The 19,299-nt window shown below is 51.9% G+C and carries 14 protein-coding genes; 13 read left to right on the forward strand and 1 reads right to left on the reverse strand.

Annotated elements, in window-relative coordinates:
- The first annotated feature begins 1 nt into the window (after position 1).
- The 7 genes from HEM79_RS00060 (at position 2) to HEM79_RS00090 (ending at position 8,325) form a co-directional block, all read left to right on the forward strand.
- Positions 2 to 2,266 carry a ComEC family protein gene (locus HEM79_RS00060; RefSeq protein ID WP_176241282.1) on the forward strand — a complete coding sequence of 755 codons (2,265 nt, stop codon included), beginning with the start codon at positions 2 to 4 and terminating at the stop codon, positions 2,264 to 2,266.
- Positions 2,267 to 2,302: 36 nt separating this feature from the next.
- Positions 2,303 to 4,051 carry a lipid A ABC transporter ATP-binding protein/permease MsbA gene (msbA, locus tag HEM79_RS00065; RefSeq protein WP_000551252.1) on the forward strand — a complete coding sequence of 583 codons (1,749 nt, stop codon included), beginning with the start codon at positions 2,303 to 2,305 and terminating at the stop codon, positions 4,049 to 4,051.
- Positions 4,048 to 5,034 (forward strand): tetraacyldisaccharide 4'-kinase, encoded by a 987-nt coding sequence (lpxK, locus tag HEM79_RS00070; protein WP_176241281.1) that lies wholly within the window; start codon positions 4,048 to 4,050, stop codon positions 5,032 to 5,034. The genes msbA and lpxK overlap by 4 nt, the downstream gene beginning before the upstream one ends.
- Before the next feature lie 35 nt (positions 5,035 to 5,069).
- Positions 5,070 to 6,302, forward strand: coding sequence for a crosslink repair DNA glycosylase YcaQ (gene ycaQ / locus HEM79_RS00075; RefSeq protein WP_176241280.1), 1,233 nt, complete (start codon positions 5,070 to 5,072; stop codon positions 6,300 to 6,302).
- A gap of 51 nt (positions 6,303 to 6,353) precedes the next feature.
- Positions 6,354 to 6,536: a protein YcaR gene (ycaR, locus tag HEM79_RS00080; protein ID WP_000350069.1), complete on the forward strand. Its 183-nt coding sequence runs from the start codon at positions 6,354 to 6,356 to the stop codon at positions 6,534 to 6,536.
- Positions 6,533 to 7,279, forward strand: coding sequence for a 3-deoxy-manno-octulosonate cytidylyltransferase (gene kdsB, locus HEM79_RS00085; protein ID WP_000011598.1), 747 nt, complete (start codon positions 6,533 to 6,535; stop codon positions 7,277 to 7,279). The genes ycaR and kdsB overlap by 4 nt, the downstream gene beginning before the upstream one ends.
- A 152-nt stretch (positions 7,280 to 7,431) precedes the next feature.
- Complete coding sequence (locus HEM79_RS00090) at positions 7,432 to 8,325, forward strand: YcbJ family phosphotransferase (RefSeq protein ID WP_000436929.1); 894 nt, start codon at positions 7,432 to 7,434, stop codon at positions 8,323 to 8,325.
- Here the strand turns inward: HEM79_RS00090 and elyC are convergent.
- Positions 8,302 to 9,081 carry an envelope biogenesis factor ElyC gene (elyC, locus tag HEM79_RS00095; protein WP_176241279.1) on the reverse strand — a complete coding sequence of 260 codons (780 nt, stop codon included), beginning with the start codon at positions 9,079 to 9,081 and terminating at the stop codon, positions 8,302 to 8,304. The two genes, HEM79_RS00090 and elyC, sit on opposite strands and share 24 nt — an antisense overlap.
- 135 nt (positions 9,082 to 9,216) lie before the next feature.
- Here elyC and cmoM point away from each other — a divergent pair, with 135 nt between their 5' ends.
- The 6 genes from cmoM to HEM79_RS00125 all read left to right on the forward strand — a co-directional run bounded on the left by cmoM (position 9,217) and on the right by HEM79_RS00125 (position 19,298).
- Complete coding sequence (cmoM, locus tag HEM79_RS00100) at positions 9,217 to 10,002, forward strand: tRNA uridine 5-oxyacetic acid(34) methyltransferase CmoM (protein ID WP_176241278.1); 786 nt, start codon at positions 9,217 to 9,219, stop codon at positions 10,000 to 10,002.
- Positions 9,999 to 11,321, forward strand: a complete 1,323-nt coding sequence (gene mukF / locus HEM79_RS00105; RefSeq protein ID WP_001288859.1) for a chromosome partition protein MukF — start codon at positions 9,999 to 10,001, stop codon at positions 11,319 to 11,321. The genes cmoM and mukF overlap by 4 nt, the downstream gene beginning before the upstream one ends.
- On the forward strand, positions 11,302 to 12,006 hold the full coding sequence (gene mukE, locus HEM79_RS00110) for a chromosome partition protein MukE (protein WP_010344468.1): 705 nt from the start codon (positions 11,302 to 11,304) through the stop codon (positions 12,004 to 12,006). The genes mukF and mukE overlap by 20 nt, the downstream gene beginning before the upstream one ends.
- The gene (mukB, locus tag HEM79_RS00115; RefSeq protein WP_176241277.1) at positions 12,006 to 16,466 is read left to right on the forward strand and encodes a chromosome partition protein MukB; all 4,461 of its coding nucleotides are present in this window, start codon (positions 12,006 to 12,008) and stop codon (positions 16,464 to 16,466) included. The genes mukE and mukB overlap by 1 nt, the downstream gene beginning before the upstream one ends.
- Positions 16,467 to 16,721: 255 nt before the next feature.
- Positions 16,722 to 18,569 carry a L,D-transpeptidase gene (gene ldtD, locus HEM79_RS00120; RefSeq protein ID WP_176241276.1) on the forward strand — a complete coding sequence of 616 codons (1,848 nt, stop codon included), beginning with the start codon at positions 16,722 to 16,724 and terminating at the stop codon, positions 18,567 to 18,569.
- Positions 18,570 to 18,749: 180 nt separating this feature from the next.
- Positions 18,750 to 19,298 carry a YcbK family protein gene (locus HEM79_RS00125; RefSeq protein ID WP_001516120.1) on the forward strand — a complete coding sequence of 183 codons (549 nt, stop codon included), beginning with the start codon at positions 18,750 to 18,752 and terminating at the stop codon, positions 19,296 to 19,298.
- The last annotated feature ends 1 nt before the right edge of the window (position 19,299 follow it).

The raw sequence follows: 19,299 nt of genomic DNA on the forward strand, positions 1-19,299 counted from the left end.
CATGAAAATAACGACAGTTGGCGTATGCATTATTTGCGGAATTTTTCCGCTGCTGATTTTGCCGCAATTGCCTGGGACATTAACCCTTGCGTGTCTGACTGTCTTCGCCTGCGTACTGGCATTTATTCCTGTTAAAGCCGTTCGTTATTTCACGCTAACATTGCTGTTTTTCCTTTGGGGCATATTGGCGGCAAAGCAAATTTTGTGGGCAGGAGAAAACTTAACTGGCGCGACGCAGGATGCAATTGTCGAGATTACTGCTACTGACGGCATAACCACTCATTACGCTCAAATTACCCATCTACAAGGTCGACGTCTTTTCCCTGCGCCAGGCATCGTGCTGTATGGCGAGTATCTGCCACAAGCGGTTTGTGCCGGACAACAATGGTCAATGAAACTCAGAGTTCGTGCGGTTCACGGTCAGCTTAATGATGGCGGCTTTGACAGCCAGCGTTATGCTATTGCCCAGCACCAGCCTCTAACCGGGCGTTTTCTTCAGGCAAGAATCATTGAACCGGGGTGTAGTCTGCGGGCGCAATATCTGGCCTCTTTGCAAACGACCCTGCAACCTTATCTGTGGAAAGCGGTGATTCTTGGCTTAGGTATGGGTGAACGGTTATCTGTGCCCAAAGAAATCAAAGATATTATGCGCAATACTGGTACAGCGCATTTAATGGCGATATCGGGATTGCACATCGCTTTTGCGGCGTTGCTGGCAGCCGGGCTCATTCGCGGTGGGCAAATTTTCCTCCCCGGTCATTGGATCCACTGGCAGATGCCATTAATTGGCGGAATTTGCTGCGCCGCTTTTTATGCCTGGTTGACTGGTATGCAACCTCCGGCACTGCGTACCATCGTGGCGCTTGCAACGTGGGGAATGCTTAAGTTAAGTGGGCGACAATGGAGTGGCTGGGATGTCTGGTTATGCTGCCTTGCGGCAATATTGCTAATGGATCCTGTTGCCATCCTTTCACAAAGTTTGTGGCTCTCTGCTGCAGCGGTGGCGGCGCTGATTTTTTGGTATCAGTGGTTTCCCTGCCCGGTCTGGTCGCTGCCGCCAGTATTGCGCGCTATTGTTTCCTTCATCCATCTGCAACTGGGAATAACGCTTCTGCTCATGCCAGTGCAAATAGTCATATTTCATGGCATTAGTCTGACCTCGTTTATAGCAAATCTGTTCGCTATTCCCTTAGTGACATTTATCACGGTTCCGTTGATTCTCGCCGCGATGATAGTGCATTTAAGCGGACCATTAATCGTGGAACAAGGATTATGGTTTCTGGCCGACAGATCTTTGGCTTTACTTTTCTGGTTGTTAAAGAGCTTGCCAGAAGGATGGGTCAACGTTGCTGAACGTTGGCAATGGCTATCATTTTCTCCCTGGTTATTACTGGTAGGATGGCGACTAAACGCATGGCGAACGTTGCCTGCGCTGTGCGTGGCTGGAGGCATTATGATGTGTTGTCCACTGTGGCAAAAAACACGGTCTGACGAGTGGCAGGTGTATATGCTTGATGTCGGGCAAGGGCTGGCAATGGTGATTGCGCGAAACGGCAAAGCGATTCTCTATGATACGGGCCTCGCCTGGCCAGAAGGTGACAGCGGGCAACAACTGATTGTCCCCTGGCTACGCTGGCATAACCTTGAACCGGAAGGCGTCATTCTGAGTCATGAACATCTGGATCATCGGGGAGGGTTGGACTCGATATTACGTGTCTGGCCGACGCTATGGGTCAGAAGTCCTTTAAATTGGGAACATCATCAGCCCTGTATGCGTGGTGAAGCGTGGCAGTGGCAAGGATTACGTTTTAGCGCACACTGGCCTTTACAAGGTAGCAACGATAAAGGAAATAACCATTCCTGTGTGGTTAAGGTTGATGACGGAACGTATAGCATTCTTTTAACCGGTGATATTGAAGCACTCGCTGAACAAAAAATGCTAAGTCGTTACTGGCAACATGTGCAGGCAACATTACTTCAGGTGCCCCATCATGGCAGTAATACCTCATCATCATTGCCATTAATTCAGCGTGTGAATGGAAAAGTGGCACTGGCATCGGCATCGCGCTATAACGCATGGCGACTACCCTCCAGTAAAGTTAAAAGGCGCTATCAACTTCAGGGATATCAATGGGTTGATACCTCGAATCAGGGGCAAATAACCGTCGATTTTTCAGCGCAAGGCTGGCAGGTACGCAGCCTAAGGGAGCAAATTTTACCTCGTTGGTATCATCAGTGGTTTGGCGTGCCAGTGGATAACGGGTAGAATATGCGGCTATTTCAACAAATGCTGGTTTTTTGAATGCATAACGACAAAGATCTCTCTACGTGGCAGACATTCCGCCGACTGTGGCCAACCATTGCGCCTTTTAAAGCGGGTCTGATCGTGGCGGGCATAGCGTTAATTCTCAACGCAGCCAGCGATACCTTCATGTTATCGCTCCTTAAGCCACTTCTCGATGATGGCTTTGGTAAAACCGATCGCTCCGTGCTGATGTGGATGCCGCTGGTGGTTATTGGGCTGATGATTTTACGTGGTATCACCAGTTATATTTCCAGTTACTGCATCTCCTGGGTATCAGGAAAAGTGGTAATGACCATGCGTCGCCGTCTGTTCGGCCACATGATGGGAATGCCGGTGTCATTTTTTGACAAACAGTCAACCGGGACACTGCTTTCACGTATTACTTACGATTCTGAACAGGTTGCTTCGTCGTCTTCCGGCGCGCTGATTACGGTGGTGCGTGAAGGTGCTTCCATTATCGGTCTGTTCGCCATGATGTTCTATTACAGCTGGCAGTTGTCGATCATTTTGATTGTGCTGGCGCCGATCGTCTCGATTGCGATTCGTATCGTATCGAAGCGTTTTCGCAGCATCAGCAAAAACATGCAGAACACCATGGGGCAGGTGACCACCAGTGCTGAACAGATGCTGAAAGGCCACAAAGAAGTATTGATTTTTGGCGGCCAGGAAGTAGAAACGAAGCGTTTTGATAAGGTCAGCAACAAGATGCGTTTGCAGGGGATGAAGATGGTATCTGCCTCTTCCATCTCTGACCCGATCATTCAGCTGATTGCCTCTCTGGCGCTGGCATTTGTTCTCTACGCTGCGAGCTTCCCAAGTGTAATGGATAGCCTGACAGCCGGTACGATTACCGTTGTCTTCTCTTCGATGATTGCACTGATGCGTCCGCTGAAATCGCTGACCAACGTTAATGCCCAATTCCAGCGTGGTATGGCGGCCTGTCAGACGCTGTTTACCATTCTGGATAGTGAACAGGAGAAAGACGAAGGTAAACGCGAGATTGAGCGTGCTACTGGCGACGTGGAATTCCGCAATGTCACCTTTACCTATCCGGGGCGTGAAGTCCCTGCGCTGCGTAATATCAACCTGAAGATCCCAGCAGGGAAAACAGTGGCTCTGGTAGGGCGTTCGGGTTCGGGTAAATCAACTATCGCCAGCCTGATCACGCGTTTTTACGATATTGATGAAGGCGAGATCCTGATGGATGGTCACGATCTGCGCGAGTATACCCTGGCGTCGTTACGTAACCAGGTTGCACTGGTATCGCAGAATGTCCATTTGTTTAACGATACTGTTGCCAACAACATTGCTTACGCACGTACAGACCAGTACAGCCGTGAGCAAATTGAAGAAGCGGCGCGTATGGCTTATGCCATGGACTTTATCAATAAGATGGATAACGGTCTTGATACGGTGATTGGTGAAAACGGCGTGTTGCTCTCTGGCGGTCAGCGCCAGCGTATCGCTATCGCTCGAGCTTTGTTGCGTGACAGCCCGATTCTGATCCTTGATGAAGCTACCTCGGCGCTGGATACAGAATCCGAACGTGCGATTCAGGCGGCGCTTGACGAGCTACAGAAAAACCGTACCTCACTGGTGATTGCTCACCGTTTGTCTACCATTGAAAAGGCAGACGAAATTGTGGTCGTTGAGGATGGTGTCATTGTGGAACGTGGCACGCATAACGATTTGCTTGAACACCGTGGTGTCTACGCGCAACTTCACAAAATGCAATTTGGTCAATGATCGAAAAAATCTGGTCTGGTGAATCCCCTTTGTGGCGGCTGTTGCTGCCACTCTCCTGGTTGTATGGCCTGGTGAGTGGCGCTATCCGTCTTTGCTATAAACTAAAACTGAAGCGCGTATGGCGTGCCCCAGTGCCTGTTGTGGTGGTCGGTAATCTCACCGCAGGTGGTAACGGGAAAACACCGGTCGTAGTCTGGCTGGTAGAACAACTGCAAAAACGCGGTGTTCGTGTTGGTGTTGTATCCCGGGGCTATGGCGGTAAGGCCGAGTCGTATCCGATGTTATTGTCGGCAGAGACCACCACAGCACAGGCGGGTGATGAACCGGTGCTGATTTATCAGCGTACTGGCGCGCCTGTTGCAGTTTCGCCTGTCCGTTCTGATGCGGTAAAAGCCATTCTGGCGCAACATCCTGATGTGCAGCTCATCGTAACCGACGACGGTCTACAACATTATCGTCTGGCACGAGATGTGGAAATTGTCGTCATTGATGGTGTGCGTCGCTTTGGCAATGGCTGGTGGCTGCCTGCGGGGCCAATGCGTGAGCGAGCCGGGCGTTTAAAATCGGTTGATGCGGTAATCGTCAATGGTGGCGTACCGCGTGATGGTGAAATTCCGATGAATTTAATACCGGGTCAGGCAGTGAATTTGCGTACCGGTGCTCGTTGTGACATTGCACAGCTTGAACATGTGGTGGCAATGGCGGGGATTGGTCATCCGCCGCGCTTTTTTGCCACGCTGAATATGTGTGGTGTGCAACCGGAAAAATGTGTGCCGTTGTCCGATCATCAGTCTTTGAATCATGCGGATGTCAGCGCATTGTTAAGTGCCGGGCAAACACTGGTTATGACTGAAAAAGATGCGGTGAAATGCCGGGGCTTTGCAGAAGAAAATTGGTGGTATTTGCCCGTTGACGCACAGTTTTCGGGCGCTGAGCCAGAGAAACTGCTCGCGCAACTTTCCTCGCTGGCTTCTGGCAACTAATTCGCAGCAGCAGCGTTCAATTGATGGAGCCATGAATGACGCTGCCGTATATCTCTCTTGCTGATGCGCGTAATCTTCATCTCGCTGCGCAAGGCCTGTTAAAAAAATCTCGTCGTCGCGCGTTGCCGCAAGATATTCTGGCAGCTATTTCCCGCATGTCCTTGCTGCAAATCGATACTATCAATATCGTTGCCCGCAGCCCTTATTTGGTGCTTTTTAGTCGTCTGGGTAATTATCCTCCGCAGTGGCTGGACGAGTCGCTGGCGCATGGCGAATTAATGGAATACTGGGCGCATGAAGCCTGCTTTATGCCGCGTAGTGATTTTCATCTCATTCGCCACCGGATGCTGGCGCCAGAAAAAATGGGCTGGAAATATCAAGACGCCTGGATGCGGGAACATGCGGAAGAAATTGAACAGTTACTTCAGTACATTCAGGATAACGGACCCGTACGTTCAGCCGATTTTGCTCATCCCCGCAAAGGGGCAAGCGGTTGGTGGGAGTGGAAGCCGCATAAACGCCATCTGGAAGGGCTGTTTACTGCTGGAAAGGTTATGGTGATTGAAAGGCGTAATTTCCAGCGCATTTATGATTTAACCCATCGCGTCATGCCGCACTGGGATGATAAGTGTGACCTCGTTTCGCAAACAGAAGCAGAAATCACGATGCTGGATAACAGCGCGCGTAGCCTGGGAATATTTCGCGAACAGTGGCTGACAGATTACTATCGCCTTAAACGCCCGGCGCTGGCTGCCTGGCGTGATGTGCGTGCTGAACAGCGGAAAATTATCCCCGTAAATGTGGAGAGGTTAGGACAACTCTGGCTGCATACTGATTTGTTGCCTCTTCTCGAAACAGCTCTCGCGGGAAAACTCACCGCGACGCATAGCACTGTACTGTCACCCTTTGACCCTGTCGTCTGGGATCGTAAACGTGCAGAGCAGCTTTTTGATTTTAGCTACCGGCTGGAATGCTACACGCCGGCACCGAAACGTCAGTATGGCTATTTCGTTCTGCCGTTACTGCATCGTGGACAATTAGTCGGGCGAATGGATGCCAAAATGCATCGCCAGACGGGCGTCCTTGAAGTTATCTCCCTTTGGTTACAGGATGGCATCAAACTGACTGCTTCTCTTCAAAAAGGATTGCGCCAGGCGATTACCGATTTTGCTGGCTGGCAGCAGGCAACGCGAGTGACATTAGGGCGCTGCCCACACGGTCTCTTTAGTGATTGCCGCACAGGCTGGGAAATAGCCCCCTGGGCATAAATGATTATGATAAGATTTATGCATTCATAACCCGATCCATCTGGAGGAACTATGGATCATCGTCTGCTCGAAATCGTTGCCTGTCCGGTTTGCAACGGCAAACTTTGGTATAACCAGGAAAAACAAGAACTGATCTGCAAACTGGATAACCTGGCTTTCCCGCTGCGCGATGGCATCCCAGTGCTGTTGGAAACGGAAGCCCGCGTGCTGACTGCTGATGAGAGTAAATCATGAGTTTTGTGGTGATTATTCCTGCACGCTACGCTTCTACGCGTCTGCCAGGTAAACCGTTGGTCGATATTAACGGTAAGCCGATGATCGTTCATGTTCTTGAACGCGCCCGCGAGTCAGGAGCCGATCGCATCATTGTAGCAACCGATCATCAAGATGTTGCCCGCGCTGTTGAAGCTGCTGGGGGGGAAGTGTGCATGACGCGCGCCGATCATCAGTCAGGCACCGAACGCCTGGCGGAAGTTGTCGAAAAATGCGCGTTCAGCGACGACACGGTGATTGTTAATGTGCAGGGCGATGAGCCAATGATCCCTGCGACAATCATTCGTCAGGTTGCTGATAATCTCGCCCAGCGTGAAGTAGGCATGGCTACCCTTGCTGTACCTATCCACAGTGCGGAAGAAGCTTTTAATCCGAATGCGGTTAAAGTGGTGCTTGACGCTGAAGGTTATGCGCTTTACTTCTCACGTGCCACCATTCCGTGGGATCGTGACCGTTTTGCAAAAGGTCTGGAAACCGTTGGTGATAACTTCCTGCGTCATCTTGGTATTTATGGCTACCGTGCAGGCTTTATCCGTCGTTACGTCACCTGGCAGCCAAGTCCGTTAGAACACATCGAAATGTTAGAGCAGCTTCGCGTACTGTGGTATGGCGAAAAAATCCACGTTGCTGTTGCCCAGGAAGTTCCTGGTACGGGAGTGGATACCCCTGAAGATCTCGAGCGCGTTCGCGCTGAAATGCTCTAAGCTAATTTCACGACGCTCCACCTGATGTTGGGGGGAGTGTCGTACCGTTACGATTTTCCTCATTTTTCTTTTCAACAATTGATCTCATTCAGGTGACATCTTTTACATTGGCGCTCATTATGAAGGCAGTAGCTTTTATGAGGGTAATCTGAATGGAACAGCTGCGTGCCGAATTAAGCCATTTACTGGGCGAAAAACTCAGTCGTATTGAGTGCGTCAATGAAAAAGCGGATACGGCGTTGTGGGCTTTGTATGACAGCCAGGGAAACCCAATGCCGTTAATGGCGAGAAGCTTTAGTACGCCAGGACAAGCCCGCCAGTTGGCATGGAAAACCACCATGCTGGCGCGCAGCGGGACTATTCGTATGCCAACCATCTATGGCGTGATGACACATGAAGAACATCCTGGCCCCGATGTCCTGTTACTGGAGCGGATGCGTGGTGTTTCTGTGGAAGCACCCGCGCGTACACCGGAACGTTGGGATCATCTGAAAGAGCAAATTGTTGAAGCTCTGCTGGCCTGGCACCGACAGGACAGTCGCGGTTGCGTCGGTGCAGTCGACAATACTCAGGAAAATTTCTGGCCCTCATGGTATCGGCAACATGTTGAAGTGCTATGGACCACGCTCAATCAGTTCCATAACACCGGATTAACGATGCAGGATAAGCGTATCCTGTTCCGCACCCGCGAATGTCTTCCGGCATTATTTGAAGGATTTAACGACAATTGTGTGCTGATCCATGGCAATTTCTGTTTGCGCAGCATGTTGAAAGATTCTCGTAGCGATCAATTACTGGCGATGGTAGGGCCGGGCCTCATGCTTTGGGCGCCACGTGAGTATGAGTTGTTCCGGTTGATGGATAACACTCTGGCAGAAGATTTACTCTGGAGTTACCTGCAACGTGCGCCAGTGGCGGAGTCGTTCATCTGGCGGCGTTGGTTGTATGTGTTATGGGATGAAGTTGCGCAACTGGTCAATACCGGACGGTTTAGCCGGCGCAACTTCGATCTGGCATCAAAATCACTCCTTCCCTGGCTCGCCTGACGAACCTTTCAGCCACTGCCAGATGCGACCAAGCGTTTCATAGCCGACTCGGTCGCTATGCATCAACCAGACCGGAGAGGGAATTGCCCGTTCCCACGGATTAAGCGGCGAGTCGATTGCCAGCTGATTTGCCGGGGCAGGCAGCGGATTCAGACCTTCCTGCTGGAAAAAGATCATCGCGCGCGGCAAATGAGACGCAGATGTCACCAGCAGGAAAGGGGCGTCACCAATTGCCTGTTTCACTGCGGCTGCTTCTTCTTCGGTATCTTTTGGCAAATCCAGCGTAATAATTTGTTCGCGCGGTACGCCCAGCGATTGCGCTACTCTGGCACCCACTTCGGCTGTACTCACCGTATTGGTTTTTGCCACGCCTCCCGTGAAGATCAGTTTTGATCCCGGATTCTCGCGCCATAAACGAATACCTTCATTCAGGCGCGGCAAACTATTATTGATTAAATTTGAACTCGGCGCCCACTGCGGGTTCCAGGTATAACCACCTCCGAGCACCACGATATAGTCCACTTTTTGTGCATTATTCCATGTCGGATAAGTACTTTCGATGGGACGCAGCAGGCGGTCGGCTACTGGTTGCAAACTTAATAACAAAAGCGCCAGCCATCCGGCGCTAATAAATATCTTTCCGGTTTTTTGAAAACGGCTAAACCACAGTAGCACCAGACCCACACCGATAATCAACAACATTAGCGGAAGTGGCAGTAGTATACCGCCAATCACTTTTTTCAGTGTAAAAAGCATCCTTTCTGGTTCCTTTTTTAACCATATAGCGAGGGATCGGCAGTGATATTACACCAGACGGGTTCATTCTCGCCGTGGCTGTGACAAAATAGCGTCTTTATCAGAAAACGTCTTAGCCAACCGGTGGAGAAAGCAATGCAGGATCGCAATTTTGATGACATTGCGGAAAAGTTTTCCCGTAACATTTACGGCACCACCAAAGGACAGCTTCGACAGGCTATTCTGTGGCAGGATCTTGATCGTGTGCTGGTGGATATGGAACCGCAAAAACTGCGTGTGCTGGATGCCGGTGGTGGAGAAGGACAGACCGCGATCAAAATGGCCGAACGAGGGCATCAGGTCATTTTATGCGATCTCTCCGCCCAGATGATCGACCGCGCAAAGCAGGCGGCAGACGCTAAAGGTGTGAGCGACAACATGCAATTTATACATTGCGCCGCTCAGGACGTTGCTTCGCATTTGGAAACGCCCGTTGATCTGATATTGTTCCATGCGGTGCTGGAATGGGTGGCTGATCCCCGCAGCGTATTGCAAACGTTGTGGTCAGTGTTGCGCCCAGGCGGCGTGTTGTCATTAATGTTCTACAATGCGCATGGCTTGCTGATGCATAACATGGTCGCAGGGAATTTTGATTACGTGCAGGCGGGAATGCCGAAAAAGAAAAAACGGACGCTTTCGCCAGATTATCCACGCGACCCGGCGCAGGTATATCAGTGGCTGGAAGAGGCTGGCTGGCAAATTACCGGCAAGACCGGCGTTCGCGTGTTCCATGATTATCTGCGTGAAAAGCACCAGCAGCGCGACTGCTACGAAGCATTACTTGAATTAGAAACGCGTTATTGCCGCCAGGAACCGTATATCAGCCTGGGGCGTTATATTCATGTCACCGCGCGCAAACCGCAGAGCAAGGATAAAGTATGAGTGAATTTTCCCAGACAGTCCCCGAACTGGTTGCCTGGGCCAGAAAAAATGACTTCTCCATCTCGCTGCCGGTAGACCGACTCTCTTTTCTGCTGGCGGTTGCCACGCTGAATGGCGAGCGTCTGGATGGTGAGATGAGTGAAGGCGAGCTGGTGGATGCATTCCGCCATGTGAGTGATGCGTTTGAGCAAACCAGCGAAACCATCGGCGTGCGCGCCAACAACGCGATCAACGACATGGTGCGTCAACGTCTGCTGAACCGCTTTACCAGTGAGCAGGCGGAAGGGAACGCTATATATCGTCTGACGCCGCTCGGCATCGGCATTACTGACTACTATATCCGTCAGCGCGAGTTTTCTACGCTGCGTCTTTCTATGCAGTTGTCGATCGTTGCAGGCGAACTGAAGCGTGCGGCGGATGCGGCAGAAGAGGGCGGTGATGAGTTTCACTGGCACCGCAATGTCTATGCGCCGCTGAAATATTCGGTAGCAGAAATTTTCGACAGCATCGATCTGACGCAACGTCTGATGGATGAGCAGCAGCAGCAGGTGAAAGATGACATCGCTCAGTTGCTGAATAAAGACTGGCGGGCGGCGATCTCCAGTTGCGAATTGTTGCTTTCAGAAACCTCCGGTACGCTGCGTGAATTGCAGGATACGCTGGAAGCGGCGGGTGACAAATTGCAGGCTAACCTGTTGCGCATTCAGGATGCGACCATGACGCATGACGATCTGCATTTTGTCGATAGTCTGGTGTTCGATCTGCAAAGTAAGCTCGATCGTATTATCAGCTGGGGACAGCAATCTATCGACTTGTGGATTGGCTACGATCGCCACGTACACAAATTTATCCGTACTGCTATCGATATGGATAAAAACCGCGTCTTTGCCCAGCGTTTACGTCAGTCGGTACAAACCTATTTTGATGAACCGTGGGCGCTGACTTACGCGAATGCCGATCGTCTGCTGGATATGCGTGACGAAGAGATGGCACTGCGCGACGAAGAAGTGACCGGGGAGCTTCCGCCAGATTTAGAGTACGAAGAGTTCAACGAGATCCGCGAACAACTGGCGGCGATCATCGAAGAACAGCTCGCCGTGTATAAAACCAGACAAGTACCGCTGGATCTTGGTCTGGTGGTACGCGAATATCTGGCGCAGTATCCACGTGCGCGTCACTTTGACGTTGCGCGTATTGTTATTGATCAGGCGGTACGCCTCGGCGTAGCGCAAGCAGATTTCACCGGACTGCCTGCGAAATGGCAGCCGATTAATGATTACGGAGCCAAGGTACAGGCGCATGTCATCGACAAATATTGAACAAGTGATGCCGGTTAAGCTGGCGCAGGCGCTGGCGAATCCGTTATTTCCGGCGCTGGATAGCGCCCTGCGTTCAGGCCGTCATATTGGCCTCGACGAACTGGATAATCATGCATTCCTGATGGATTTTCAGGAATATCTGGAAGAGTTTTACGCACGTTATAACGTGGAGCTTATTCGCGCGCCGGAAGGTTTTTTCTATTTGCGCCCACGTTCTACCACTATTATCCCGCGCTCCGTATTGTCGGAACTGGACATGATGGTTGGGAAAATCCTCTGTTATCTCTATCTCAGCCCGGAACGGCTGGCGAACGAGGGGATTTTTACTCAGCAGGAACTGTATGATGAACTGCTCACCCTGGCCGATGAAGCGAAACTGCTGAAACTGGTAAACAATCGTTCTACCGGTTCGGACGTGGATCGCCAGAAGTTGCAGGAAAAAGTACGTTCTTCGCTCAACCGTCTGCGCCGCTTAGGCATGGTGTGGTTTATGGGGCACGACAGCAGCAAGTTCCGCATTACTGAATCGGTGTTCCGTTTCGGTGCGGATGTCCGTGCGGGCGACGATCCGCGCGAAGCCCAGCGTCGCCTGATTCGCGATGGTGAAGCTATGTCGCTGGAAAACCACCTGCAGCTCAACGACGAAACTGAAGAGAATCAGCCAGATAGCGGAGAGGAAGAATAATGATTGAACGCGGTAAATTTCGCTCACTGACGCTGATTAACTGGAACGGCTTTTTTGCCCGTACCTTTGACCTTGATGAGCTGGTCACGACGCTTTCCGGCGGTAACGGTGCGGGTAAATCCACCACTATGGCGGCGTTCGTTACGGCGCTTATCCCCGACCTGACCTTGTTGCATTTCCGTAACACCACGGAAGCCGGAGCCACCAGCGGTTCGCGAGATAAAGGCCTGCACGGTAAGCTAAAAGCGGGTGTCTGTTATTCGATGCTCGACACCATCAACTCGCGACACCAGCGCGTGGTGGTTGGTGTGCGTCTACAACAGGTTGCCGGGCGCGATCGTAAAGTTGATATCAAACCGTTTGCCATTCAGGGCTTGCCGATGTCGGTGCAGCCGACGCAACTGGTGACCGAAACCCTGAACGAACGTCAGGCGCGCGTGCTGCCGCTTAACGAGCTGAAAGACAAGCTCGAGGCGATGGAAGGCGTGCAGTTTAAGCAGTTCAACTCCATCACCGATTACCATTCGCTGATGTTCGATCTGGGCATCATCGCGCGTCGTCTGCGTTCTGCTTCTGATCGTAGTAAATTCTATCGTCTGATCGAAGCCTCGCTGTACGGCGGTATTTCCAGCGCCATTACTCGTTCTCTGCGCGACTACCTGCTGCCAGAAAACAGCGGTGTGCGTAAAGCGTTCCAGGACATGGAAGCGGCGCTGCGTGAAAACCGCATGACGCTGGAAGCGATTCGTGTCACCCAGTCTGACCGTGACTTGTTCAAGCATCTGATTAGCGAAGCCACCAACTATGTGGCAGCGGACTACATGCGTCACGCCAACGAGCGCCGTGTCCATCTCGACAAAGCTCTGGAGTTTCGTCGTGAGCTACATACTTCGCGTCAGCAACTGGCGGCGGAGCAGTACAAACACGTCGATATGGCGCGTGAGCTGGCAGAGCACAATGGTGCTGAAGGCGATCTGGAAGCGGATTATCAGGCGGCCAGCGATCATCTGAACCTGGTGCAGACTGCACTGCGTCAGCAGGAAAAGATCGAACGTTACGAAGCGGATCTTGATGAGTTGCAGATCCGTCTGGAAGAGCAAAACGAAGTGGTGGCAGAAGCCATCGAGCGCCAGGAAGAGAACGAAGCGCGTGCGGAAGCCGCCGAACTGGAAGTGGATGAGCTGAAAAGCCAGCTTGCTGACTACCAGCAGGCGCTGGACGTCCAGCAAACGCGCGCGATCCAGTACAACCAGGCGATTGCTGCGCTTAATCGTGCCAAAGAATTGTGTCATCTGCCGGACTTAACCGCCGACAGCGCCGCCGAATGGCTGGAAACCTTCCAGGCGAAAGAGCTGGAAGCGACCGAAAAAATGCTCTCTCTTGAGCAGAAAATGAGCATGGCGCAAACCGCGCACAGCCAGTTTGAGCAGGCTTATCAATTGGTAGTAGCAATCAACGGTCCGCTGGCGCGTAACGAAGCGTGGGAGGTCGCCCGCGAACTGCTGCGCGAAGGGGTCGATCAGCGCCACCTGGCAGAACAGGTTCAGCCGCTGCGGATGCGCTTAAGCGAACTGGAACAGCGTCTGCGCGAGCAGCAAGAAGCCGAACGACTGCTGGCAGAATTCTGCAAACGTCAGGGCAAGAATTTCGATATCGACGAACTGGAAGCTCTGCATCAGGAACTGGAAGCGCGCATTGCCTCTCTTTCTGACAGCGTGTCTAACGCCCGTGAAGAGCGCATGGCGCTGCGTCAGGAACAGGAACAACTGCAATCACGCATTCAGAGTCTGATGCAGCGTGCGCCGGTTTGGCTGGCGGCGCAAAACAGCCTCAATCAGTTGAGCGAGCAGTGCGGTGAAGAGTTCACTTCCAGTCAGGACGTTACTGAATACATGCAACAGTTGCTGGAGCGTGAGCGCGAAGCGATTGTTGAACGTGACGAAGTGGGCGCGCGTAAAAACGCCGTTGACGAAGAGATCGAGCGTTTAAGCCAGCCGGGCGGCTCTGAAGATCAGCGCCTGAATGCGCTGGCAGAACGTTTTGGCGGCGTGCTGCTGTCAGAAATTTATGACGACGTTAGCCTTGAAGATGCGCCGTACTTCTCTGCGCTATATGGCCCGTCTCGGCACGCGATCGTCGTGCCGGATCTGTCGCAGATTGCCGAACAACTGGAAGGTTTAACCGATTGCCCGGAAGATCTCTATTTGATCGAAGGTGATCCGCAGTCGTTCGATGACAGCGTGTTCAGCGTTGATGAGCTGGAAAAAGCGGTGGTGGTGAAAATTGCCGACCGTCAGTGGCGTTACTCACGCTTCCCGGAAGTTCCGCTGTTTGGTCGTGCGGCGCGCGAAAGTCGTATTGAAAGCCTTCATGCCGAGCGTGAAGTGCTCTCTGAACGTTTTGCTACGCTCTCCTTTGATGTACAGAAAACCCAGCGTCTGCATCAGGCATTTAGCCGCTTTATCGGCAGCCATCTGGCGGTGGCGTTTGAGTCCGATCCGGAAGCCGAAATCCGCCAACTCAACAGCCGTCGCGTCGAGCTGGAGCGGGCGTTGAGTAATCATGAAAATGATAACCAGCAGCAGCGTATTCAGTTTGAGCAGGCGAAAGAGGGCGTTACGGCGCTGAACCGCATTCTGCCGCGTCTCAACCTGTTGGCTGATGACAGCCTGGCAGATCGCGTCGATGAAATCCGCGAACGTCTGGATGAAGCACAGGAAGCCGCGCGTTTTGTTCAGCAGTTCGGTAATCAACTGGCAAAACTGGAGCCGATGGTTTCGGTGTTGCAGAGCGACCCGGAACAGTTCGAACAGTTAAAAGAAGATTACGCGTACTCCCAGCAAATGCAGCGAGATGCCCGTCAGCAGGCATTTGCCCTGACTGAAGTGGTGCAGCGTCGTGCGCACTTTAGCTACTCCGACTCAGCAGAAATGCTCAACGGTAACAGCGATCTCAACGAAAAACTGCGTGAGCGTCTGGAGCAGGCGGAAGCGGAACGTACCCGCGCTCGTGAAACGTTGCGCGGTCACGCAGCGCAGTTGAGCCAGTACAACCAGGTACTGGCCTCGCTGAAAAGTTCTTACGACACCAAAAAAGAGCTGCTTAACGATCTGCAACGCGAATTGCAGGATATCGGCGTGCGTGCCGATAGCGGGGCAGAAGAACGGGCGCGTATTCGCCGGGACGAATTACATGCGCAACTGAGTAATAACCGTTCACGTCGCAACCAACTGGAAAAAGCACTTACCTTCTGCGAAGCGGAGATGGACAACCTGACCCGCAAACTGCGCAAGCTGGAACGTGATTACTTTGAGATGCGCGAGCAGGTGGTGACCGCCAAAGCGGGCTGGTGTGCAGTCATGCGCATGGTGAAAGATAATGGCGTTGAGCGCCGCTTACACCGTCGCGAGCTGGCTTATCTCTCCGCTGATGATTTGCGTTCCATGTCGGATAAGGCGTTAGGTGCGCTGCGTCTGGCGGTAGCGGATAACGAACATCTACGCGACGTGCTGCGTATGTCGGAAGATCCAAAACGTCCGGAACGTAAAATTCAGTTCTTCGTGGCGGTTTACCAGCATCTGCGCGAACGTATTCGTCAGGATATTATTCGTACCGATGATCCGGTTGAAGCTATCGAGCAGATGGAAATCGAACTTAGCCGTCTGACTGAAGAGTTAACTTCCCGCGAACAGAAACTGGCGATCAGTTCCCGCAGCGTGGCGAACATCATTCGTAAAACCATTCAGCGTGAGCAGAACCGTATCCGTATGCTCAACCAGGGATTGCAGAACGTGTCGTTCGGTCAGGTGAACAGCGTGCGTCTGAACGTGAACGTGCGTGAAACTCACGCCATGCTGCTGGATGTCCTTTCTGAACAGCATGAACAACACCAGGATCTGTTTAACAGCAACCGTCTGACCTTCTCGGAAGCTCTGGCGAAACTGTATCAGCGCCTTAACCCGCAGATTGATATGGGCCAGCGCACACCGCAGACCATTGGTGAAGAACTGCTGGATTACCGCAACTACCTGGAGATGGAAGTTGAGGTTAACCGTGGTTCCGATGGCTGGTTGCGTGCGGAATCGGGCGCACTATCTACCGGTGAAGCAATTGGTACAGGTATGTCGATTCTGGTTATGGTGGTACAGAGCTGGGAAGATGAATCACGCCGCCTGCGCGGTAAAGACATTTCTCCTTGCCGCCTGCTGTTCCTCGATGAAGCAGCGCGACTGGATGCTCGTTCTATCGCCACGCTGTTTGAATTGTGTGAGCGTTTGCAAATGCAGCTCATCATCGCGGCGCCAGAAAATATTAGCCCGGAGAAAGGCACCACCTACAAACTGGTGCGTAAGGTATTCCAGAATACCGAGCACGTACATGTGGTTGGTTTACGTGGTTTTGCACCGCAGCTTCCTGAAACGCTTCCAGGAGCTGACGAAGCGTCTTCCCAGGCAAGTTAAGATTAAGGCGGCAGCGATGTCGCCTTTTTTCCGAAAACTCCGTTTCTGCACTAAAAAAATGCCGCATTACGGCGCGCTTTTCTTTAAACTTCTTTACATTAGGTTGTGTAAAAACGTATCGGTGTTTATATACTGAAGGTAAGCCTGATAAGTAACAGGCTTGCTCGTCATACTTTCGTGAGTATTGGCGTTGTACAGGCAAGTAGAGAAAAGCAGCCTGGCTATTCAAAGTATGATAAAAACAGGGGGCAAGGGATGTTGCTTAACATGATGTGTGGTCGTCGGCTTTCGGCAATGAGTTTGTGTCTGGCCGTAACATTCGCTCCACTGTTCAGTGTGCAGGCTGATGAGCCTGAAGTAATCCCTGGCGACAGCCCGGTGGCTGTTAGCGAACAGGGAGATGCACTGCCGCAAGCGCAAGCTACGGCAATTATGGCGGGACTTCAGCCGCTACCAGAGGGTGCGGCGGAAAACGCTCGCACACAAATCGAATCTCAATTACCCGCAGGTTATAAGCCGGTTTATCTTAACCAACTTCAACTGCTGTATGCCGCACGTGATATGCAGCCGATGTGGGAAAACCGTGATGCGGTAAAAGCCTTCCAGCAGCAACTGGCGGAAGTGGCGATTGCTGGTTTTCAGCCGCAGTTTAATAAATGGGTAGAGTTACTGACTGATCCTGGCGTTAACGGTCTGGCACGCGACGTAGTGCTGTCGGATGCAATGCTGGGCTATCTCCATTTCGTTGCTAACATTCCGGTCAAAGGTACGCGCTGGTTGTACAGCAGTAAACCTTATGCGCTCTCTACACCACCACTCTCGGTCATTAACCAATGGCAGGTGGCGCTAAATAATGGTCAGTTGCCAACGTTTATTGCAGGACTGGCTCCGCAGCATCCGCAATATGCCGCGATGCATGAATCTTTATTGACCTTACTCAGCGATACCAAACCGTGGCCACAACTGACCGGTAAAGCAACGCTGCGTCCTGGCCAGTGGAGTAATGACGTACCAGCACTGCGCGAGATTTTGCAGCGTACGGGAATGCTTGAAGGCGGGCCGAAAATTGCGCTCCCTGGCGATGAAACACCCGCTGATGCAGTCGTGAGTCCGTCCGCCGTTGCCGTCGAAACAGCGGAAACTAAGCCGATGGATAGGCAAACTACGGCTCGCAGTAAACCGGCACCAGCCGTGCGCGCCGCCTACGATAATGAGCTGGTGGAAGCCGTTAAACGTTTTCAGGCATGGCAAGGATTGGGGGCAGATGGCGCTATTGGCCCGGCAACGCGGGACTGGTTAAATGTAACGCCAGCTCAGCGTGCAGGTGTGCTGGCACTCAACATCCAGCGTTTACGCTTGCTGCCTGCGGAGCTTTCTACTGGCATCATGGTCAATATACCCGCCTATTCTTTGGTCTATTACCAGAACGGTAATCAGGTGCTGGACTCGCGGGTGATTGTCGGTCGTCCTGACCGAAAAACACCGATGATGAGCAGTGCTTTAAACAATGTGGTGGTGAATCCGCCGTGGAACGTACCGCCGACGCTGGCACGCAAAGATATTTTGCCAAAAGTGCGTAACGATCCGGGTTATCTGGAAAGTCATGGCTATACGGTGATGCGCGGCTGGAACAGCAAAGAAGCGATTGATCCGTGGCAGGTTGACTGGTCAACGATTACTGCGTCGAATTTACCGTTCCGCTTCCAGCAAGCTCCTGGCCCACGAAATTCGCTAGGACGGTATAAATTTAATATGCCGAGTTCAGACGCTATCTACTTGCATGACACGCCTAATCACAATCTGTTCAAGCGTGATACACGCGCGTTAAGCTCAGGGTGTGTGCGGGTGAATAAGGCATCTGATCTGGCAAATATGCTGTTGCAGGATGCAGGCTGGAATGACAAGCGTATTTCCGACGCCCTGAAGCAGGGAGATACCCGTTACGTCAATATCCGTCAGTCGATTCCGGTTAATCTCTACTACCTGACCGCGTTTGTCGGTGCAGACGGTCGTACTCAATATCGTACAGATATTTACAATTATGATCTGCCTGCGCGATCCAGCTCGCAAATTGTATCGAAAGCGGAACAATTAATCAGATAAATGAAGTAGTTCGGGTAAATCAGTTGTCGTAATAATTGGCAAAATTGGGGGCTATTCTCGCTAGCCCCCATCACTGCTGGGATTGAGTCATCTTGACGTTAGCTTTATGGGCGGTTAAGGTGCCTCTTGTGCGCCAGAAGTGCATATAAACGATAACATTGACCTGTAGACTTGATTATCATGGACAAATTCGACGCTAATCGCCGTAAATTGCTGGCGCTTGGTGGTGTTGCACTTGGTGCCGCCATCTTGCCGACCCCTGCGTTTGCGACACTCTCTACCCCACGTCCGCGTATTTTGACACTCAACAATCTCCATACCGGAGAGTCAATTAAAGCGGAGTTTTTCGATGGCAGAGGCTATATTCAGGAAGAATTGGCAAAACTAAACCATTTTTTCCGCGATTTCCGCGCGAACAAAATAAAGTCCATCGACCCAGGATTATTCGACCAGTTGTATCGCCTGCAAGGGCTGTTAGGCACCCGCAAACCGGTGCAACTCATTTCCGGTTATCGCTCTATTGATACCAACAATGAACTACGCGCGCACAGCCGTGGGGTAGCGAAGAAAAGCTATCACACCAAAGGCCAGGCGATGGATTTCCATATTGAAGGTGTCGCGTTAAGCAATATTCGCAAAGCCGCGTTATCTATGCGTGCAGGTGGTGTAGGATATTACCCACGTAGTAACTTTGTGCATATTGATACCGGGCCAGCACGGCACTGGTAAC

This window comes from Escherichia sp. 93.0816 (genome assembly GCF_013368855.2).
Taxonomy (GTDB): domain Bacteria; phylum Pseudomonadota; class Gammaproteobacteria; order Enterobacterales; family Enterobacteriaceae; genus Escherichia; species Escherichia ruysiae.